Raw genomic sequence first — 16,636 nt, 5'->3', positions numbered from 1 at the left:
CCTCTGCACACCCGGTTCGGGCGACGGATCGTGACACGACTCCCAGTCGTGCAAGCTACGTTAGCCCGAGCGTCCGGAGCCACGACGTGAAGTCGACCGCCCGGCCCCGACCCGCTTCCGCCCGCCGCGAACACGCCGGCGCCGCCGCCCCGCACGTCCCCAGAGAGGCCCCCGTTTGCTGTTCTCCGTCGACCCGCGCCCCTCCTCCTCGCGCGGCCGGCGCGCCTGGGTCGGGCCCGCGGTCCTCTTCTCCGGCGTCGCGCTCGTCGTCGGGCTCGGCGTCACCCCCGCCCCCTACGTGATCGAGCAGCCGGGCCCCGTCTTCGACACCCTCGGCACGAGCGGTGAGGACGTGCCGCTGATCTCCATCCCGGACGAGACGACCTATCCCACCGAGGGCACTCTCGACATGCTGACCGTCTCGGTCGTCGGCAACCCGCAGAGCCTGCCGACCTGGATCGAGGTCGCGAGCGCCTGGTTCGACCGCACCAAGGCCGTCGTGCCCGTCGCGCAGATCTTCCCGCCGTCCTCCACGGTCGAGGAGCGGGACCAGGCGAACCAGGCCGAGATGACCGACTCGCAGCAGGAGGCGATCGCCGCGGCGCTGACCGAGCTCGGCTACCCGATCGGGCAGCGCGTCTCGGTCGTGCAGATCCCGGACGACTCTCCCGCCGCCGGCGCGCTCGAGACCGGCGACGAGATCGTCGCCGTCGCGGGGGAGCCGGTCGCCGATGTGACCGCGCTCCGCGCCGCCGTCCAGGCCTCGGGCACCCAGCAGCCGGTCACCCTCACCGTCGAGCGGGACGGGGCCGAGCAGGACGTGCAGGTCACCCCGGTCGACAACGACGGAGCGGCCGTGATCGGCATCGTCGCCGGAGCGGCATTCGACTTCCCGTTCGAGGTCGACATCCAGCTGGACGACGTCGGCGGGCCGAGCGCCGGGATGATGTTCGCGCTCGGGATCATCGACAAGCTCACCGAGGGCGCGCTGAACGGCGGCGCCTCCGTCGCCGGAACCGGCACCATCGACGCCGCGGGCGAGGTCGGCGCGATCGGCGGCATCCGGCAGAAGATGTTCGGCGCGGTCGACGCGGGCGCGCAGTACTTCCTCGCGCCCGCCGACAACTGCAACGAGGTCGTCGGCCACGTGCCCGACGGCCTCCAGGTCTTCAGCGTCGCCACCCTCGACGACTCCCTCGCCGCCCTGAAGGGCGTCGCCGCGGGCGACACCGACGCCCTGCCGACCTGCGACGGCGCGACCCCCATCAACTGACGGCGGCGGGTCTCGATACGCCCCTGCGGGGCTACTCGACCAGCAAGTGCGGCCACCGAGTCGCCGAACGACCGCGGCATGCTGATCGAGTAGCCCGCGCAGCGGGCCATCGAGATCCACCGCCGGCCCGAGCCGCCCTGTCCGCTCAGGGCGGAGCGGCGGGGCCGCTCCCTGAGGGCGACGCTCAGGTCCCCTCGCTGGTCGTCGCCTACCATGGGGAGCCTCCCGTCACATCTCCACATCAAGAGGCTTATCCGTGAGTTCTGCAGCAACCGAAGCCCCGCCGCGCAAGAGACGGAGCGTTCTCGCCGTCACGGTCGTGGTGGTCGCCGTGCTGGTGGTGGCGTTCTTCGTCTTCGCCGGTCTCTACACCGACATCCTCTGGTACGACCAGCTCGGGTTCCTCTCGGTGCTCACGACGCAGTGGTTCGCCGCGGGCGGGCTCTTCGTCATCGGCTTCGTCGCGATGGCCGTCCCCGTGTTCGTGAGCCTGACGCTCGCCTACCGGCTGCGCCCGGTCTACGCGAAGCTCAACTCGCAGATCGACCGCTACCAGCAGGTCGTCGAGCCGCTCCGGCGCCTGGCCACCTTCGGCATCCCGGCGGTCCTCGGCCTCTTCGCCGGCGTCTCCTCCTCCACCCGGTGGCAGACGAGCCTGACCTTCTGGAACCGCACGCCCTCGGGCGACGTCGATCCGCTGTTCGGCCTCGACACGTCGTTCTACCTCTTCGAGCTGCCCTTCTACCAGAGCATCGTCGGCTTCGCCTCGGCCGTGCTCATCATCTCGGCGCTCGCCACTCTCGCCACCGGCTACCTCTACGGCGCGATCCGGATCAACGGCCGCGAGATCCGCATCTCGAAGTCCTCGCGCATCCAGCTCGCGATCATCGCGGCGCTCTACCTGCTCGTGCAGGCGGTGAGCCTCTGGCTCGACCAGTACGCGACCCTCAGCCGCCAGGGCACCCGGATCACCGGCGCGACCTACGCCTCCGTGAACGCGACGATCCCCGGCCTGCAGATCCTCGCCGCCATCTCCGCGCTGATCGCCGTCCTCTTCATCATCACGGCCTTCATCGGCCGCTGGCGCCTGCCCGTCATCGGCACTGCGCTCCTCATCGTCGCGAGCCTGCTCGTCGGCTCGCTCTACCCGTGGGTCGTCCAGAAGTTCCAGGTCGAGCCGAACGAGCGCACGCTCGAGTCGACGTACATCCAGGACAACATCGACATGACGCGGCAGGCCTACGGCGTCTCCGACGTCGAGGTCATCCCGTACGACGCGACCACCGACGCCGAGCCGGGCGCCCTGCGCTCCGACGCGGAGACCACGGCGAACATCCGCATCCTCGACCCCGCCGTCGTGACCGACGCGTTCTCGCAGCTGCAGCAGTTCCGCCAGTACTACTCCTTCGGCGACCAGCAGAACGCGCTCGACGTCGACCGCTACTCGATCGACGGCTCGACGCAGGACGCCGTCGTCGGCGTCCGCGAGCTGAACCTCAACGGCCTCGGCACCAACCAGACCTGGTACAACCAGACCCTCGTCTACACCCACGGCTACGGCCTGGTCGCCGCGTACGGCAACCAGCGCTCGTCCGACGGCGAGCCGGTCTTCATCGAGTCCGGCGTCCCGACGACCGGTGACCTCGGCGACTACGAGCCGCGGATCTACTTCGGCGAGAACTCGCCCGGCTACTCGATCGTCGGCGGCGACGGCGACCGCAACATCGAGCTCGACTACCCGTCGGGCACCGAGGGCGAGCAGCAGACCTACACGACCTTCGACGGCAACGGCGGCCCCTCGCTCGACAACGTCTTCAAGAAGCTCGTCTACGCGATCAAGTTCCAGTCCGAGCAGATCTTCCTCTCGGACGGCGTCAACGACCAGTCGCAGATCCTCTACGACCGCGACCCGGTGCAGCGCGTCCAGAAGGTCGCCCCGTACCTGACGCTCGACTCGGACGCCTACCCGACCGTCGTCGACGGCCGCGTCGTCTGGGTGGTCGACGGCTACACCACCTCCGCGGACTACCCGTACTCGGAGGTGCAGAGCCTCTCGCAGGCCATCGCCGACACCAACACGCAGCAGCAGTTCCCGACCGACGACGTCAACTACATCCGCAACTCGGTCAAGGCCACGGTCGACGCCTACGACGGCAGTGTGACGCTCTACGCCTGGGACACCGAGGACCCGATCCTGCAGACCTGGCAGAAGATCTTCCCGAGCACCGTCGAGCCGATCAGCGAGATGTCGGCCGGCCTGCTCAGCCACGTCCGCTACCCGGAGGACCTCTTCAAGGTGCAGCGCGCCGTGCTCGGCACGTACCACGTGACCGACGCCGGCTCCTTCTACTCCCGCGAGGCCGCCTGGTCCACGCCGAACGACCCGACCTCGGGTGGAGCGAGCACGGCCGCCGTCGGCGGCGGGGACACGCTGCAGCCGCCGTACTACCTGACGCTCCAGACGCCCGACGTCGAGACGCCGTCGTACTCGCTGTACTCCACGTACATCCCGGCGAGCACACCCGGCAGCGCGGCGAGCCGCAACGTGCTCACCGGCTACCTCGTCGCCGACTCGGATGCGGGCTCCACGGAGGGCGCGGTGGCCGACGGCTACGGCACGCTCCGGCTGCTCGAGCTGCCGAGCGACGACACGGTGCCCGGCCCGGGTCAGGTCCAGAACGCGTTCAACACCGACCCGACGGTCGCGAACCAGCTGGCACTGCTCCAGCGCGGCGACACCACGGTGACCCGTGGCAACCTGCTCACCCTGCCCGTCGGCGGCGGTCTGCTCTACGTGCAGCCGATCTACGTCAGCTCGAACGGCGACACGAGCTTCCCGCTCCTGCAGAAGGTGCTCGTCGCCTTCGGTGACGACATCGCCTTCGAGGACACCCTCGACGCCGCCCTCGACAGCCTCTTCGGCGGCGACTCGGGAGCGGACGCCGGTGACACCGGCACGGTGGTCACTCCGACCCCGACGCCGACCGACACGGCGGATCCGGGCACGGGCGACACCGGGACCGGCGACGCGGGCACCGGCGGGACGGCTCCGACGGGCGACCAGACCGAGCTCCAGGCCGCTCTGAGCGACGCGAGCACGGCTCTCGCCGCCCGCGAGACCGCCCTGAAGGCCGGCGACCTGACCGCCTTCGCGGCGGCGGACGAGCAGCTCACCGAGGCGCTCCAGCGGGCGCTGGCGGCCGAGGGGCAGCAGTAGGCCGATGGTCCAGGTCGATCGTGGCGAGCACCTGCGCGCAGGGGAGTGGCTCGATCCGAACCGGGAGTACTGGGAGGGGCGTGCCGGTGACGGCGCGCCCCTCCGGGCGTTCGGGGCGGCGGTGCCGGCCGGGGCGCGGGTCCTGCACCTGCAGTGCGGCGCCGGGGGCGACGCGCTCCCGCTCGCCGAGCGGGGCGAGGACGTCATCGGCGTCGACTTCTCGATGCCGGCGATCCGGCTGGCCCGCGAGGCGGCCCGCGAGCGCGGTCTCGCAGAGCGGACCCGCTTCGTCTGCGCCAACCTCTACGAGCTGCGGCACATGCTGCCCGAGCCCGACGCGTTCGACGCCGTCGTGACGACCCTGGACGCGGTCGCCTGGCTCCCCGACCTCGAGGAGTGGGCGCGTGTCGTCGAGTGGTTCGTCGCACCGGGTGGGACCGCGGTGATCGGCGCGCAGGCGCGGCCGCGGGTCGACGACCCGGCGGTGCGCACCTGGGAGCGCTCGGCGGAGGACGTCGCGGAGGCGCTCCGGGCGACCGGTCTCGAGGTCGCCGCGAGTGCCGTCGGCGGCGTTGCGTGGACGGCGACGAAGCCCGTCTGAGCCGCCGAGCACGGCACTGCCTCCTCCGGGTGCCCACTCGATTTGCATCGCTCCTGATCCCCGTGTAGTGTCTCTTCTTGTGCCGCGGGGTGGAGCAGTTCGGTAGCTCGCTGGGCTCATAACCCAGAGGTCGTAGGTTCAAATCCTGCCCCCGCAACAAGAAGACGGAAGCCGGTCGCGAAAGCGGCCGGCTTTCGTCGTTAACGCGGGCTGTGCACGGGTCAGGACGCCGCGTCGATGACGCTGAGCACGTTGCCGGACGGGTCGCGGAACCAGGCGATCGTCGGCCCCCGCCCGCGCATCACGCCGTTCTCGTCCGTCGGCATCTCGCTGTCCGAGTAGATCTTGGTGACGACGCCGGAGCCGTTGAGCGCCGCGACCGCCGCGTCGACGTCCTCGACGGCGAAGTTGAGGATCGTGAACTCCGCCGGCACGTGGCTCGGCTTCGGATAGGCGATGGCGCTCCCGCCGCCGGGCAGGGCGATGTCGAGGATCCCCATCGCGTTGACCGACACCTCCAGCCCGAGAACGTCGCCGTAGAACGCCCTCGCCGCCTCGACGTCCTGCACGCTGAACCCGCTGAAGGCCCGCTCGCTCCTGATCATGACCGCACTCCCGTCCGCGCAGCGCCGTCGCCGCGTCCTGCGCGCGACGCTACTCCGCCGTCAGCATGCTGGTCGAGCAGCCCCGCAGGGGCGTATCGAGACCCACCGTCCCCAGCAGGGCGGGTCTACAGACTCTCGTTCTGACGCCGGTGGATCTCGACACGCCCGCTGCGCGGCCTACTCGATCAGCATGGTGGGCCCGCTCCGCGGGCTACTCGATCTGAGAGCGCCGGAGTCCCGTCCCCACTGCATGCTGGTCGAGTAGCCCGCAGGGAGTATCGAGACCCACCATCGCTGAGGGTGCGGTCGCCCTCTCCTCCACAGACCCTGATTCGCACCCGACGTATCCAAGAGAAGCCTCGGCCCCGGCTCGATGGTCGTCCTGCCTGGTTCAGTGCTCGTATGACAGAGCACCAGACAGCAGAAGAACTCCGAGCCTCCATGCGCGCCCATCTCGAGAGCGCCGCCGCCCACGGCCGTGCCGCCGCTGCGCTGCGGCTCGCCTCGGTCGAGGTGCTCCACACCGGGCACCGCAGGGCCCTCGCCTCACCCGCACTGGCCCACGGCACGACCCGCGACCTCCTCGAGCGCTCGATACGTGCAGAGCTCGCAGCGCGGACGGGCCTCTCGGAGCGGGACGTGGCGCGTCGCCTCGAGCAGGGGGAGCTGCTGGTGGAGCACCTCCCGCTCACCCGCACCCTGCTTGCGGAGGCACGGATCGTCTGGGAGGCGGCAGAAGCGATCTGCGCCACCGCGAGCAAGCTCCCCGCCGCCTCCCGCGGCGTTCTCGACGAGCGCGCCGCCGAGGCGGTGCTCACGATGACGTTCGAGCAGCTGAGCCGCGCCCTGCGCCGCTGGCAGAAGGAGCTGCGCTAGTAGGCCCGTCGACGTCGCGCGGTCGATGTCGCCCCGTGACGGGTGGATCTCGATACGCCTGCTCTGCGGGCTACTCGATCAGCATGAGGGGCCCACTCCGCGGGCTGCTCGACACGGAGCGCCGCTCCACTGACCGTTTGTCCGCGGCGAGGCCCTGCGTGCTGGTCGAGCAGCCCCGCAGGGGCGTATCGAGACCCACCGTCACCAGCAGGGCGGGTCTGCAGACTCGTCGCTCTGACGCCGGTGGATCTCGATACGCCCGCTCCGCGGGCTACTCGATCAGCGGGAGGGGCCCACTCCGCGGGAGCCACGAGTCGCTCGGTGTGTCGGGCCGGGGCGCACGCTATCCTCGTCCGGGATGCGAAGGGTGCTGGTGTGAGCGACGAACAGGTGGACGAGACCGCAGGAGCGACCCGGGACGGGTCCCCGAGCGAGGGGATCCACCTCACCCGCCGGAGCCGGCGGGACGCCGAATCCGCCGCACAGGCTCAGCGTCCGACTCCCCGCACCCGCCCGGTGCCCGTCGCCCCCGTCGCGGTGCGCACACCCGTCCTCGCGACGGTGGCGCCCGTCCGCCGCCGCCGCGGTCGCGTGCTCCGCACGACGGTCAGCACGGTCGCGGCCGCCGCGATCGCCGGCATGGTCGCCGTGATGGCGCTGCCCGCCTACTCCTTCGACCCCGCGCCCGACTCGCAGGCCGCGATCGAGGCCGCCGCCCGCATCCAGGCGCTCGGCAACCAGAAGCTCACGGTCGCGTCGACCGCCGTGCAGGAGCAGGTCATCCGCGACTCCTTCACCGCCCCGACGCAGGCGCAGCTCGACGAGGCCGCCGCGCAGGCGCGCGCCCTGGCCGCCGCCGCGGAGAAGGCCGCCGCCGATGCCGCGGCTGCCGCCGCTGCCGCAGCAGCCGAGGAGGCCTCCGGCACGTCCTCGGCCGCCGCCTCCCCGAGCCGCTCGGGCGGCACCAGCAGCTCCGTCACCCCCCGCGAGGAGGGCGACGACTACCCCTGGCGCGACGCGCTGACCGACGACCAGGGCGGCGGGCTCTCGCCGCTGCGCTACTACTACCGCGAGTGCGTCGACTTCGTCGCCTGGCGCCTGAACCGCGACCAGGGCTCCACCGGCGCCCCGTTCAAGTGGACCTGGGGCAACCTGACCCCGGGCGGCGGCAGCGCCTACGCCTGGGCCGGCCAGTGGGCCTCGCACGGCTGGGAGACCAGCACGACGCCCGTCCCCGGCGCCGTCGCCTGGTTCAACGGCAACCACGTCGCCTACGTGCAGTCCGTGAACGGCGACGGCACCGTCTCGCTCGAGGAGTACAACTGGGGCAACGACCACGCGTACCACGCGCGGACGATCCCGGCCTCGAGCGTCCCGCTCTTCCTCTACCCGCCGAGCTGATGGCGGCGCAGCGCAGAGCCTCCACGCGCAAGGCCGCCCGGCCCGCGAGCGCGGCGGCCGTCGGCTTCGCCGTCGCGCAGTTCGCTCCGACCGACGACCGCGCGGCGAACCTCGCGGTGATCCGCCGCCTCGCCGCCGTCGCCGCTCAGCGCGGCGCGAGCGTCGTGGTCCTGCCCGAGTACAGCTCGTTCTTCGTCGACCCGCTCGGCCCCGAGCTCGTCGCCGCGGGCGAGGCGCTCGACGGCCCGTTCGTCCAGGGACTCGGCGAGATCGCGCGGAAGCTCGGCGTCCACCTGGTGGCGGGCATGGTCGAGTCCGTCGACGACGGCGAGCGGATCGCCAACACCCTCGTCGCGGTCGAGCCCGGGGGAGCGGTCGTCGCCACCTACCGCAAGCTGCACCTCTACGACGCCTTCGGCCAGACCGAGTCCGACTGGGTCGCGCCCGGCGAGATCGGCGTGCCGCAGACCTTCGAGGTGGGCGGCCTCGTCGTCGGCCTGCAGACCTGCTACGACCTGCGCTTCCCGGAGGTGACCCGCTGGCTCGTCGACGCGGGCGCCGACGTGGTCGCCGCCCCCGCCGAGTGGGTCCGCGGCCCGCTCAAGGAGGCGCACTGGCGCACCCTGGTCACCGCCCGCGCGCTGGAGAACACGATCTACCTCGTCGCCGCCGACCAGACCCCGCCGATCGGCGTCGGGACGAGCATGATCGTCGACCCGATGGGTGTCGAGATCGCCACGCTCGGCGAGGTCGAGGACGTCGCGGTCGCCTGGCTCTCGCAGGAGCGCATCGCCGCGGCCCGGGAGAAGAACCCCGCGCTCGCGCTGCGGCGCTTCGAGGTCCGCCCCGTCCGGGCCGGCCGCCGGTCAGCCGCGGCGCGCGAGTCCCGCTAGCCGCTCCGCCGCGCTGTCCAGCACCTCGAAGCGCTTGCAGAACGCGAACCGCACCAGGGAGCGGTAGGCGTCCGCGTCCTCGGCGCTGCAGAAGGCCGAAACCGGCACCGCCACCACTCCGGCGAGCCCGGGCAGCGCCCGGCAGAAGGCGACCCCGTCGTCCCAGCCGAGCGGAGCCGCGTCCGCGACGACGAAGTACGAGCCCGCCGACGGCGACACCGTGAAGCCGGCCGCCGCGAGTCCCGCGGAGAGCACGTCGCGCTTGCGCTCCAGGGTCGCCGCGATGCCGGTGAAGAACGCGTCGGGCAGCCCGAGGCCGACGGCGATCGCGCCCTGGAACGGCGACCCGCTGACGTAGGTGAGGAACTGCTTCACCGCGAGCACCGCGGTGATCAGCGCGCGCGGCCCGGTGATCCAGCCGATCTTCCAGCCGGTGGTGCTGAAGGTCTTGCCCGCGGAGGAGACGGTGAGCGTGCGCTCCCAGGCGCCGGGCAGCGTCGCGATCGGCACGTGGCAGCCGTCGAAGCGCAGGTGCTCGTAGACCTCGTCGGTGATGATCAGCGCGTCGTGCCGGTGCGCGAGCCGCACGATCAGCTCCCGGGTCTCAGCGGGCAGCACGGAGCCGGTCGGGTTGTGCGGGTCGTTGACGAGGATGACCCGGGTCCGGTCGGTGACGGCGGCCGCCAGCTCCTCGTGATCGACGTGGAAGTCGGTTCCCCGCAGCGGGACCGTGCGGTGCACGCCGCCGGCCAGGGCGATCAGCGCGCCGTAGGCGTCGTAGTGCGGAGTGAAGGTGACGACCTCGTCGCCGGGCTCCAGGAGCGCGAGCAGTGTCGCCGCCAGCGCCTCAGTGGCACCGGTGGTGACCAGCACCTCGCCGTCCGGGTCGACGGCGAGGCCGTAGAACCGCCGCTGGTGCGCCGAGACGGCCTCGCGGAGCACCGGGAAGCCCGGCCCCGGCGGGTACTGGTTGAGGCCCGCGGAGATCGCCGTGCGCGCCGCCTCGAGCACCTCCTGCGGGCCGTCCTCGTCCGGGAAGCCCTGGCCGAGGTTGATCGCCCCGGTCCGCGCGGCGAGGGCGCTCATCTCGCTGAAGACGGTGGCGGCGACCTCGCCGCTCGGGCCGAGAAGGCCGGCGCCGGCGGCGGCGCGGGTCCAGGATCCGGGGATGCTCACCCCGCCAGTCTGGCGGCTGAGGGCGCGCCCCCGCAGGCTCACGCGCTTTGGCGTGCCGCTCGCAGGCGCGTCATAAGGAACGCACAGGTTCCCTGGTCAAGCTATCCCCGCTTGGAAGGAGCACCACCCATGACCGAGAGTCACGACGGTCCTCGTCAGCCGGAGGATCCCCGCACGCCGGAGGATCGCCGCCACGAGGCGAACCAGCCCATCTCCGGCGAGCACACCCCCGGACAGCCCACCACCCCCCTGGGCACCGGAGCGCCGTCGTCGTCCACCGGGCCCACCGAGCCCCTCCCGTCCTACACGTCGAACTCGGCGGAGGGGAACCAGGCCCAGCCGGTCCCGCCGACCCCGCGCTACGGCCAGTTCGCCCCTCCCGCCGCGCACACCGTGCAGAGCACCGAGCAGCCGCCCGTCGGCGAGCAGGGCTCGTTCGGCGGCGGCCAGCCCCCGGTCGGGCCCACCGCGACCAAGCGCCGCGCCGGTGTCGGCGTCGTCGCGGCCCTCGCCATCGGCGCGGTCGTCGGCGGAGTCGCCGGGGCCGGCGTCTTCGGCCTCTGGTCCGCCTCCAACGGAGCCGGCACGCGCGTCGTCTCCTCGAGCGGCTCGCAGACGATCACGGTGAACAACGCCGAGGACGCGACCACCGCGACCGCCGTCGCCGCGAAGGCCACCCCGAGCGTCGTGACGATCGCCGTCGCCGGCAGCTCCTCGTCCGGCACCGGCTCGGGCATCGTGCTCTCGAAGGACGGCTACGTCCTCACCAACACCCACGTCGTCACCCTCGACGGCCAGATCTCGGACGGCGCGGTCACCGTGACCACGCAGGACGGCCGCATCTTCACCGCGACCATCGTCGGCACCGACCCGACGCTCGATCTCGCCGTGATCAAGCTGGCCGACGCGACCGACCTGGTTCCGATGACCTTCGCCGACTCGACCGAGGTCAACGTCGGCGACACCGCCGTCGCGATCGGCGCGCCGCTGGGCCTCTCCGGCACCGTCACCGACGGCATCGTGAGCGCGCTCAACCGGAGCATCCAGGTCGCCTCCTCCGCCGCCCCGGACGACTCGGGCGACAGCTCGAGCGGCAGCACCGAGAGCCCGTTCAACTTCGACATCCCCGGCCAGACCCAGCAGACGCCGGCCACGAGCACCATCTCGCTGCCCGTCATCCAGACGGACGCGGCGATCAACCCCGGCAACTCGGGCGGCGCGCTGCTCGACAGCGACGGCGAGCTGATCGGCGTCAACGTGGCGATCGCGAGCGCGGGGCAGTCCTCGAGCTCGAGCGGGCAGTCCGGCAACATCGGCGTCGGCTTCGCGATCCCGAGTGCCATCGCCGAGCGCGTCGCGAAGGAGATCATCGCGAACGGCTCCGCCACGCACGGTCTGCTCGGCGCGAGCGTCTCGGACTCCACCCAGGACGTCCTCGGCGCGAAGATCCAGGAGGTGACCAGCGGCGGTGCCGCGCAGGCCGCCGGCCTGGCCGCGGGCGACATCGTCACCGGAGTGGCCGGGACGCCGATCACGAGCGCCTCGGACCTCACCGCCCAGGTGCGCGCGCAGGCCGCGAACGCCGATGTGAAGCTGACCTACGTGCGCAGCGGCAAGACCTTCGAGGTCGACGTCACGCTCGGCACGATGGCCACCAGCTGACTCCTTCCGCAGTGAGCGGCAGCCCCCGGGGATCCGTCCCCGGGGGCTGCTCCGCGTCCGCGGGGCGGCGCGCGACCCGCTGGTAGTGTGGGGCGCCCGCGTCCGGCCAGGACGCCCGGCCCCGCCTCACGAACTGGACCCATGCAGCCCGAGACCCCGACGGACGACCTCCCCGATCTGCCCGGCGTCTCCTACGTGATGCCCGTGCTCAACGAGGTCTCCCACGTGCGGGCGGCGGTCGACTCCCTGCTGGCTCAGGACTACACCGGGCCCTTCGACGTCGTCCTCGCGCTCGCGCCCAGCATCGACGGCACCGAGCGGCTCGTCGCCGAGCTCAGCGCGGCCGACGAGCGGATCCGCGTCGTGGCCAATGCCGTCGGCTCGACTCCCGCCGGGCTGAACGCCGCGATCCGCGCCTCGCGGCACCCCGTCGTCGTCCGCGTCGACGCGCACTCCGTCCTCCCGCCGGACTACGCGCGGATCGCCGTCGAGGCGCTGCAGCGCTCGGGCGCCGCGAACGTCGGCGGAGTGATGGCGGCCGAGGGGCTGACGCCGTTCCAGCGCGCCGTCGCCCGGGCGTACGGCTCGCGGATCGGCCTCGGCGGCACCCCGCACCACGTCGGCGGCGAGGAGGGCCCGGCCGACACCGTGTACCTCGGCGTCTTCCGCCGCTCCGCCCTCGAGCGCGCCGGGCTCTTCGACGAGCGCTTCAAGCGCGGCCAGGACTGGGAGCTCAACCGCCGGCTGCGCGAGGCGGGCGGCCTCGTCTGGTTCACCCCGCGGCTCACCGTCACCTACCGGCCCCGGCCGTCGATGCGGGCGCTGCTGCGGCAGTTCCTCTCCACCGGGATGTGGCGGGGCGAGCTGACGCGGCTGTTCCCGGCCTCGCGGTCCCTCCGCTACTTCGCACCCCCCGTCCTCGTGGCGCTGCTCGCCCTCGGCCTGCTCGCCGGGGTCGCCGGAGCGCTGCAGGCGCTGCTCGGCGCCGCGCCCTGGCTGCTGATCGGCCTCGTCGTCCCGGTCGGCTACCTCGCCCTCGTGGCGGCGGCCACGATCGCCGTCGCCCGCGTCGACGGACCGCGCGCCATGCTGTGGTTCCTCCTCGTGATCCCCGCCATCCACGTGGCCTGGGGCACCGGATTCGTGCTCGGCTTCGCGGGCCTCACCAGCAACATCGCGGCGCACCGCCACCACCCCGCGGCCGACTCCGCCGCCGACTCCGCGAGGGACGCATGACCAGCACCGCCAGACCGCGATCGATCGCCGAGCTCCGCGCTGTCGCCCAGCCGCCCGAGGTCCGCGGGCGGCGCAACGCCGAGCACTGGACGGCGTCGCTCTACCTGCGCCGCTTCTCGCCGTACCTGACCATGCAGCTGCTGCGCACCCCGATCTCGGCCAACGGCGTGACCGGGCTGATGATCCTCGTGGGCTGGAGCGCGGCCGCGGCGCTGCTGATCCCCGGGATCGCCGGCGCCGCCCTCGCGCTGATCCTCGGCCAGCTGCAGATGCTCGTCGACTGCTGCGACGGCGAGGTCGCGCGCTGGCGCCGCACCTCGTCGCCCGCCGGCGTCTTCCTCGACAAGGTCGGCCACTACACGACCGAGTCGCTGATCCCGATCGCGCTCGGACTGCGCGCCGCCGGGATCCCCTTCGACGCTCCGGAGGACTTCCTCTGGACGTCGATCGGCCTCGCGCTCGCGCTGGTGATCGTGCTGAACAAGGCGCTCAACGACATGGTGCACGTCGCCCGGGCGAACGCCGGGCTGACGAAGCTCGCGGACACGAAGGGGGAGGCGACGCCGTCCTCCTCCGCTCTCGCGCGCCTGCGCCGTGCCGCGCGGTTCCTGCCGTTCCACCGGCTGTACCACTCGGTCGAGCTGACCATGCTGGCCTTCGCCGCGAGCCTGATCGGGCTGGTCGTCGGCGCTGGAACGGTCGACCGGGTGCTGGTGTCGGCGCTGCTGCCGCTCGCGCTCCTCGCGCTCGTCGGCCACTTCGTCGCGATCATGGCGTCCAAGCGTGTCCGGTCCTGAGCCGGGCGGGCTGCCGCGCGTCGGCGTCGTCGTCCTGACCCAGGGCACGCGCCCCGACGACCTCGCGGCCGGGCTCGCGAGCGTCCTCGCCCAGGAGGGCGTCGAGCTCGACGTCGTCTGCGTCGGCAACGGCTGGGTGCCCGAGGGACTGCCCGAGGGCGTCCGCGCGCTCGCCCTCCCGGAGAACCTCGGCATCCCGGCCGGTCGCAACGCCGGTGTGCCGGCCGTCGCGGGCGAGTACCTGTTCTTCCTCGACGACGACGCGCGCGTGCCCTCGCCGAGCTTCCTCCGCGACGCGATCGCGCTGCTCGCCTCGCCGCGGCGGATCGGCATGGTGCAGCCGCGGGTCGACAGCGTCGACGGCGCACCCGCGCCCCGGCGCTGGACCCCGCGCATCCTCAAGGGCGACCCGCGCCGCTCCGGACCCGTCTTCTCGGTCTGGGAGGGCGCGGTGGTGCTGCGCCGCGACGTCTTCGAGCAGACCGGCGGCTGGGCCGCTCCCTTCTTCTACGCGCACGAGGGCATCGAGCTGGCCTGGCGGGTCTGGGACAGGGGCCGCAGCACCTGGTACGCGGGCGAGCTCGTCGCGCAGCACCCCGTGATCCAGCCGACCCGGCACGCCGACTACTACCGGCTGAACGCCCGCAACCGGGTGTGGCTCGCCCGCCGCTCGCTGCCGGCTCCGCTGGCGCTCGCCTACGTCGGCTCGTGGACCGCCATCCAGTGCCTGCGCTGGCGGAACGACCGTGCGGCGCTCCGGGCCTGGTTCGCCGGCTGGCGCGAGGGCTGGACCGCCGACCCCGGGGAGCGCCGCATTCTGGCAGGCCGGACGCTGCTGCGCATGACGGTCGCCGGGCGTCCCCCGATCGTCTAGCATCGGGGAATCCGCCCCCCGCCGGGCGGACGCCCCTCGGAAGGACGACGGTGTTCGATTCGACGCAGCCCCCCTCGACAGCTCTGCCCGGTGCAGTGCTGGACGAGCCGGTGCCCACCCCCGACGACCTGATCGCGGACGTGCGCTCCCGGGTGGACGCCCTCGGCGGATCGGTCGCCGATCCCGAGTTCCAGTCGCGCCTGGACGCCCGCCTCCCGCGGCTGGTCGACCTGCTCGCCGCGGTCTATGCGCTCCGCGACGACCTCGTCGAGCAGATCGTCGCCCTGGTCGAGCTCGCCGCGGCCTCCTGGCAGGAGCGCCCGGAGGACCTGCGCGCGCTCGATCGTGCCCGCGGGCAGCACCCGGACTGGTTCCTCTCGAACAAGGCCCTCGGCGGCGTCTGCTACGTCGACCGCTTCGCCGGCGACCTCGCGGGGCTGCGCGCCGAGATCCCGTACTTCCGCCAGATCGGGCTCAACTACCTGCACCTGATGCCGGTCTTCGACGCTCCGGAGGGGGAGTCCGACGGCGGCTACGCGGTGTCCAGCTACCGCCGCGTGCGCCCGGACCTCGGCGACATGGACGATCTGCGCCTGCTCGCGGCCGAGCTGCGTGAGCACGGCATCGCGCTCGTCGTCGACTTCGTCTTCAACCACACCTCGAACGAGCACGAGTGGGCGCGGAAGGCGCTCGCGGGCGAGCAGCGCTACGAGGACTACTACTGGATCTACCCCGACCGCGAGCAGCCGGACGCCTTCGAGCGCACCACTCGCGAGATCTTCCCCGACGACCACCCCGGCTCCTTCGTGCAGCTCGAGGACGGCCGCTGGGTGTGGGCGACCTTCCACCGCTACCAGTGGGACCTCAACTACTCGAACCCCGAGGTCTTCCGCGCGATGGCCGGCGAGATGCTCTTCCTCGCCAACCAGGGCGTCGACGCGCTGCGGATGGACGCGGTCGCCTTCATCTGGAAGGAGCTCGGCACCACCTGCGAGTCGCAGCCCGAGGCGCACCTGCTGCTGCGTGCGTTCAACGAGGTCTGCCGGCTCGCGGCGCCGTCGCTGCTGTTCAAGTCCGAGGCGATCGTGCACCCGGACGAGGTGATCGAGTACATCGACCTCGAGGAGTGCCAGCTCTCCTACAACCCGCTGCAGATGGCGCTGACCTGGGAGGCGCTCGCGACCCGCGACGTCCGGCTGCTCGCCCAGGCGCTCGAGCGGCGGCACGCGCTGCCGGCCGGCACGGCGTGGGTCAACTACGTCCGCGGGCACGACGACATCGGCTGGACCTTCGCCGACGAGGACGCCGCCGAGCTCGGCGTCGACGCGGCCGGGCACCGGCGCTTCCTCAACGACTTCTACACCGACCGCTTCGAGGGGACCTTCGCCCGGGGCGTGCCGTTCCAGGAGAACCCGCGCACCGGCGACCGCCGGGTGTCCGGCACGACCGCCTCGCTCGCGGGCGTCGAGGCCGGCGACCCGTACGGGATCGACCGGGTGCTGCTCGCGCACTCCATCGCCCTCAGCACCGGCGGTCTCCCGCTGCTCTACCTCGGCGACGAGGTGGGACAGCTGAACGACCACGGCTACCTGGACGACCCGAGCACCGCGGGCGACTCCCGCTGGGTGAACCGCCCGCGGCGGCCCGCGGAGCGCTACGCCGAGCGCGAGACCCCCGGGGCCGACGCGGCCGAGATCTTCGGCGGGCTCCTGCACCTGATCGCGATCCGCAAGCGGACGGACCTCTTCGCGGGCAACGCGCTCACGGTCTTCGACGCGGTCAACGACCACGTGCTCGGCTACCAGCGCCCCGGCGACGGGGAGGCCGTGCTCGTCCTGGCCAACGTCTCCGATGAGGCGCAGGAGGTCGCGCCGGAGCGCTTCGGCGGCTTCGCCCCCGAGGCGGTCGACCTGGTGACCGAGATCGCCGTCGACCTCCGCGAGGGCTTCCGCCTCGCCCCCCTGCAGTTCGTCTGGCTGCGCGTGACCCCGGCCCCTCACCTGCTGGCCGAGTAGCCCCGAAGAT

Annotated in this window: 13 protein-coding genes and 1 tRNA gene; 12 read left to right on the top strand and 2 right to left on the bottom strand. The window is 72.5% G+C overall.

Annotated features, from left to right (window positions below; translation table 11 throughout):
• The first annotated feature begins 175 nt into the window (after window positions 1–175).
• From MT350_RS18255 to MT350_RS18240, 4 genes are all read left to right on the top strand, one after another.
• Window positions 176–1,273: a PDZ domain-containing protein gene (locus MT350_RS18255; RefSeq protein ID WP_243598540.1), complete on the top strand. Its 1,098-nt coding sequence runs from the start codon at window positions 176–178 to the stop codon at window positions 1,271–1,273.
• A gap of 256 nt (window positions 1,274–1,529) precedes the next feature.
• Window positions 1,530–4,490, top strand: coding sequence for a UPF0182 family protein (locus MT350_RS18250; protein WP_243598541.1), 2,961 nt, complete (start codon window positions 1,530–1,532; stop codon window positions 4,488–4,490).
• A 4-nt stretch (window positions 4,491–4,494) separates the two neighbouring features.
• Entirely contained in the window at window positions 4,495–5,091 is a 597-nt protein-coding gene (locus MT350_RS18245) for a bifunctional 2-polyprenyl-6-hydroxyphenol methylase/3-demethylubiquinol 3-O-methyltransferase UbiG (protein ID WP_243616372.1), read from the top strand.
• 83 nt (window positions 5,092–5,174) lie between these two features.
• Window positions 5,175–5,248, top strand: a tRNA-Met gene (locus tag MT350_RS18240).
• Window positions 5,249–5,312: 64 nt separating this feature from the next.
• Here MT350_RS18240 and MT350_RS18235 read toward each other — a convergent pair.
• The gene (locus tag MT350_RS18235) at window positions 5,313–5,696 is read right to left on the bottom strand and encodes a VOC family protein (RefSeq protein WP_243616371.1); all 384 of its coding nucleotides are present in this window, start codon (window positions 5,694–5,696) and stop codon (window positions 5,313–5,315) included.
• Window positions 5,697–6,137: 441 nt separating this feature from the next.
• On the opposite strand from MT350_RS18235, the gene MT350_RS18230 reads away from it, so the two are divergent.
• The 3 genes from MT350_RS18230 (at window position 6,138) to MT350_RS18220 (ending at window position 8,866) form a co-directional block, all read left to right on the top strand.
• The gene (locus MT350_RS18230) at window positions 6,138–6,572 is read left to right on the top strand and encodes a hypothetical protein (protein WP_243598543.1); all 435 of its coding nucleotides are present in this window, start codon (window positions 6,138–6,140) and stop codon (window positions 6,570–6,572) included.
• Window positions 6,573–6,947: 375 nt separating this feature from the next.
• Window positions 6,948–7,973 carry a CHAP domain-containing protein gene (locus MT350_RS18225; protein ID WP_243598544.1) on the top strand — a complete coding sequence of 342 codons (1,026 nt, stop codon included), beginning with the start codon at window positions 6,948–6,950 and terminating at the stop codon, window positions 7,971–7,973.
• On the top strand, window positions 7,973–8,866 hold the full coding sequence (locus MT350_RS18220; protein ID WP_243616370.1) for a carbon-nitrogen hydrolase family protein: 894 nt from the start codon (window positions 7,973–7,975) through the stop codon (window positions 8,864–8,866). Before MT350_RS18225 ends, MT350_RS18220 begins: the two co-directional genes overlap by 1 nt.
• Here MT350_RS18220 and MT350_RS18215 read toward each other — a convergent pair.
• Complete coding sequence (locus MT350_RS18215) at window positions 8,840–10,042, bottom strand: pyridoxal phosphate-dependent aminotransferase (RefSeq protein ID WP_243616369.1); 1,203 nt, start codon at window positions 10,040–10,042, stop codon at window positions 8,840–8,842. The genes MT350_RS18220 and MT350_RS18215 overlap by 27 nt on opposite strands.
• Before the next feature lie 129 nt (window positions 10,043–10,171).
• Between MT350_RS18215 and MT350_RS18210 the strand changes: the two genes are divergently transcribed.
• From MT350_RS18210 to MT350_RS18190, 5 genes are all read left to right on the top strand, one after another.
• Entirely contained in the window at window positions 10,172–11,704 is a 1,533-nt protein-coding gene (locus MT350_RS18210) for a S1C family serine protease (protein WP_243616368.1), read from the top strand.
• Window positions 11,705–11,845: 141 nt separating this feature from the next.
• Window positions 11,846–12,940 carry a glycosyltransferase family 2 protein gene (locus MT350_RS18205; protein WP_243616367.1) on the top strand — a complete coding sequence of 365 codons (1,095 nt, stop codon included), beginning with the start codon at window positions 11,846–11,848 and terminating at the stop codon, window positions 12,938–12,940.
• Window positions 12,937–13,737, top strand: coding sequence for a CDP-alcohol phosphatidyltransferase family protein (locus MT350_RS18200; protein WP_243616366.1), 801 nt, complete (start codon window positions 12,937–12,939; stop codon window positions 13,735–13,737). Before MT350_RS18205 ends, MT350_RS18200 begins: the two co-directional genes overlap by 4 nt.
• On the top strand, window positions 13,724–14,611 hold the full coding sequence (locus MT350_RS18195; RefSeq protein WP_243616365.1) for a glycosyltransferase family 2 protein: 888 nt from the start codon (window positions 13,724–13,726) through the stop codon (window positions 14,609–14,611). Before MT350_RS18200 ends, MT350_RS18195 begins: the two co-directional genes overlap by 14 nt.
• A gap of 140 nt (window positions 14,612–14,751) precedes the next feature.
• Window positions 14,752–16,626, top strand: a complete 1,875-nt coding sequence (locus MT350_RS18190) for an amylosucrase (protein ID WP_243616407.1) — start codon at window positions 14,752–14,754, stop codon at window positions 16,624–16,626.
• The last annotated feature ends 10 nt before the right edge of the window (window positions 16,627–16,636 follow it).

Source organism: Rathayibacter sp. VKM Ac-2928, from assembly GCF_022815545.1.
Lineage (GTDB): Bacteria > Actinomycetota > Actinomycetes > Actinomycetales > Microbacteriaceae > Rathayibacter > Rathayibacter festucae.
The sequence above is the reverse complement of the archived record's forward strand: the minus strand, read 5'-3'. Positions and strand labels throughout refer to the sequence as shown.

Excerpts from the sequence above, each read along its gene's own strand:
- MT350_RS18205 (WP_243616367.1), top strand. The coding sequence starts at position 11,846 with ATGCAGCCCGAGACCCCGACGGACGACCTCCCCGATCTGCCCGGCGTC.
- MT350_RS18220 (WP_243616370.1), top strand. The coding sequence starts at position 7,973 with ATGGCGGCGCAGCGCAGAGCCTCCACGCGCAAGGCCGCCCGGCCCGCG.
- MT350_RS18200 (WP_243616366.1), top strand. The coding sequence starts at position 12,937 with ATGACCAGCACCGCCAGACCGCGATCGATCGCCGAGCTCCGCGCTGTC.
- MT350_RS18210 (WP_243616368.1), top strand. The coding sequence starts at position 10,172 with ATGACCGAGAGTCACGACGGTCCTCGTCAGCCGGAGGATCCCCGCACG.
- MT350_RS18230 (WP_243598543.1), top strand. The coding sequence starts at position 6,138 with ATGCGCGCCCATCTCGAGAGCGCCGCCGCCCACGGCCGTGCCGCCGCT.
- MT350_RS18245 (WP_243616372.1), top strand. The coding sequence starts at position 4,495 with ATGGTCCAGGTCGATCGTGGCGAGCACCTGCGCGCAGGGGAGTGGCTC.
- MT350_RS18235 (WP_243616371.1), bottom strand. The coding sequence starts at position 5,696 with ATGATCAGGAGCGAGCGGGCCTTCAGCGGGTTCAGCGTGCAGGACGTC.